The sequence below is a fragment of the Psychroserpens sp. genome, assembly GCF_045105015.1.
Taxonomy (GTDB): Bacteria; Bacteroidota; Bacteroidia; order Flavobacteriales; family Flavobacteriaceae; genus Psychroserpens.
Map to the genome: position 1 here is coordinate 1 of NZ_JBGCCX010000093.1, position 3,249 is coordinate 3,249.

The 3,249-nt window shown below is 33.0% G+C and carries 3 protein-coding genes and 1 pseudogene; all 4 read left to right on the top strand.

The features are described from left to right. Positions 1-16 precede the first annotated feature (16 nt). A complete protein-coding gene (locus AB8B90_RS07035) occupies positions 17-238 on the top strand; it encodes a hypothetical protein (protein WP_405335112.1) in 222 nt (73 codons plus the stop codon). 6 nt (positions 239-244) lie between these two features. Next, on the top strand, positions 245-850 hold the full coding sequence (locus tag AB8B90_RS07040; RefSeq protein WP_405335114.1) for a hypothetical protein: 606 nt from the start codon (positions 245-247) through the stop codon (positions 848-850). A 35-nt stretch (positions 851-885) separates the two neighbouring features. Then, positions 886-2,361 carry a pyridoxal phosphate-dependent decarboxylase family protein gene (locus AB8B90_RS07045; RefSeq protein WP_405335116.1) on the top strand — a complete coding sequence of 492 codons (1,476 nt, stop codon included), beginning with the start codon at positions 886-888 and terminating at the stop codon, positions 2,359-2,361. A 66-nt stretch (positions 2,362-2,427) separates the two neighbouring features. Next, positions 2,428-3,249, top strand: a pseudogene (locus tag AB8B90_RS07050) (hypothetical protein); the annotation flags it as partial.

Here is a 3,249-nt window from a genome sequence, read left to right on the forward strand (position 1 = left end):
CTACTAAATTACTGTTATGAAACTAAACCTATTATCCTGCGACGCACAAAGACCAGATAAAAGAGCGATTGCCAAATGTATTGATGAACTATCTAACGTTGGTGCTTCTCTAGCTAATGAACTTACAGAGATTCTTTTAGAAGGCGATGCAGTAGCTATTGAAGTCGGTGACAAAAACTCTGGTTCGGCTTTAAGAGCTTTGCGCAAACTAGATATAGACTACGAAATTATAGAATAAACTGTAATGAAAAACAACACAAAAGGTATCTTCAAATATGTAATTGAATTCTTAATTGTTGCTTTTGGTGTATTTCTTGGCATGTATGTGAGTGACTGGCAAAGCAACCGAAAGTTAGAAGCGAAGAAAGATAAATCAATAGCTTATATTCAAAATGAGTTAGAGATCAATCAAATTAATCTTCTAAAAAGAATTGAATATCACGAAAAAATTAAAGTAGGCTTTGATAGTATTAGAGCCACACTTACCAATGACGATATGTTGGCATTTTATTATTCAAACACGTCTTTTAGACATCAACAAATTCCAGGTTGGACAGGAATACGTTTACCAAGTTTTGAAGATGTAGCTTTTGAAGGCGCTAAAATAAGTGGCATCATCCAAGAATACGACCTCGAATTAACACAAGAAATATCAAGAATTTACAAGCAACAACAATTTATATCTGAACTTGGTAAATCCATATTAGAAAATATGATAGATATAGATTCTAATTCTAAAACAGCAGATGTTATTAGTATCATTGAGTTATTGACTATGGATTTTGTTAATGGTGAAAGAGGCTTGTATAACCAGTATAATGAAGCTATAGCTAAGGTGAAAAAAATGTAGATTACAAATAGATAGAATATAAAACAATCAGGATAATGGAGAAGCGTGAAAACCCAATAGAAATAAGCAAAACAGAATTTCGAAAAATGGGCTATGAACTCATTGATACTATTTCTGATTTTCTCGATACTATTTCCGAAAAACCAGTAACCACTTCCAAGTCACCAAAGGAATTACAAAAGACGTTAGGTCAATCGGCTTTACCTAAACATGGCATTCCAGCAGAGCAGTTGTTAAAATCTACATCTCAGTTACTATTTAATAATTCACTTTTTAATGGTCATCCCAAATTCTTTGGATTTATAACAGCGTCAGCAGCACCAATTGGAGCCTTGGCAGATTTGCTAGCAGCATCTGTTAATCCTAATGTTGGTGGACAAATATTAAGTCCGATGGCAACCGAAATAGAAAAGCAAACGGTGAATTGGTTGGCAGAATTTATTGGCGTTTCACCAAACTATGGAGGCGTTTTAGTGAGTGGTGGCAACATGGCGAATTTTACAGCTTTTTTAGCTGCGAGAACAGCAAAAGCACCAAAAAGTATTAAAGAAAATGGGCTTTCTAATGCGTCTAAACAGTTAATATGTTACTGTTCAAAATCAACGCATACCTGGATAGATAAAGCAGCCATTTTATTTGGTCATGGTAGCAATTCTATTCGTTGGATTCCGACTGACGCTTCCAATAAAATGAATATTGAAAGTTTAGAACAAACGATTAAAGAAGATGTAGAACAAGGCCACCAACCATTTATGGTCGTCGGTACAGCAGGAGACGTAAGTACAGGAGTTGTAGATAATCTCGAGGCGATTGCTACAGTTTGTAAAACATACGATTTATGGTTTCATATCGATGGTGCTTATGGTATTCCTGCTGCTGTTATTCCTGAGTTAAAAGATTTGTTTAAAGGCGTAGAAGAAGCAGATTCTATTGCGCTAGATCCACACAAATGGTTATATAGCCCATTAGAGGCTGGTTGTACTTTGGTGAAAAATCCAAAGCATCTAATAGATACCTACAGTTCGCATCCAGAATATTATAATTTCAGCTTAACAGAAGAAGGTGGTTCGCTTAATTACTTCGAATACGGACTGCAAAACTCTCGAGGTTTTAGAGCTTTAAAAGTCTGGTTAGCATTACAACAGATAGGTAGAGATGGTTATATAAAGTTAATTAAAGAAGACATTAAATTATCGGAATATTTTGCTGAATTGGCTGAAGAGCATAATGAACTAGAGTCGGTAACTCAAAATTTGAGTATTAATACATTGAGATATATTCCAGAAAATCTTGAATTAGAAGGGAAAGAAAAAGTGGAGTATTTAAATGCCTTAAATGAAACATTAGTAAATACATTACAAGCAGGAGGTGAACTCTTTTTATCTAATGCTATTGTAGAAGAGAACTATTGCATGAGAGCGTGCATTGTAAATTTTAGAACAACAAAAAAGGATATTGAAGAGTGTATTGAAATCATTGTAAAAGAAGGTCGGAAAATTCATTTATCGTAAAGCTCTAGATATATATTGAATTGCCACACTCTTTTGATTCTATAGTCTTTATATAAAAATGAAAAAATGAAATATTTAATTCTGATTATTAGTTTTTTAATTTTTAGTATAAGTAATGGACAGCAGTTAAGTACAGACTTTACGTATGAGGACTTTGGAAATCAAATTCTCAAATATGAACCAATACAAAGAGCAGGAGTTACAGATAAGGATTTTAAAAGAGGTTTAACAATTCTTGATGAAACAAAGTCAGTTGTAGAGTATGACGCTACAAATTTAAATAGCGCAGATTATTGGAATGTAATAATTGTATTTTTAAAAATAGGAGAGCCAACTAGCCATATAGAACTGGCGTTTAAGAAAGCTATAAGTTTTCCAAAAAATAACATTTGTGAATATATTGAGTCAATGGGAACTGCTGGTTTAGAGCACATAATACCTGAAACATTCAATGCATTTTATTCTAAGTGTGAAACAAAACCTTCTGAAGATTTTAGCCTATCTGAATATATAGCTACTAATAATCTTAATACTGAATTAGTAACGCTTATTGATGAAATTAGTAAAAGTGATCAGTCTATAAGAAAACAAAAACTCAAGAATAATAAAGCTATGAAGGCTCGTGATTTAAAGAATCAAAAATTAATTGATTCGCTTTACAAAGTTCATAAAACATATCTAGGTAGTACTTTAGTTGGAGAAAAGTATAAAAGCACTATGTGGCTAGTGATACAACACTCTAATGTTGAAATGATGGAGAAATATTTACCAATAGTTCACCGAGCAGTGCAAAATAACGAATTAGGGAAAGGACCTTTAAAAATGTTAATTGATCGCTTCTACGGTCTTAAATATGGCTATCAAGTATTTGGAAGTCAAAGTGGTTTC

What these genes read in the sequence shown, in the direction of transcription:
- AB8B90_RS07040 (WP_405335114.1), top strand. Translation starts at nt 245, where the DNA reads ATGAAAAACAACACAAAAGGTATCTTCAAATATGTAATTGAATTCTTA.
- AB8B90_RS07045 (WP_405335116.1), top strand. Translation starts at nt 886, where the DNA reads ATGGAGAAGCGTGAAAACCCAATAGAAATAAGCAAAACAGAATTTCGA.
- AB8B90_RS07035 (WP_405335112.1), top strand. Translation starts at nt 17, where the DNA reads ATGAAACTAAACCTATTATCCTGCGACGCACAAAGACCAGATAAAAGA.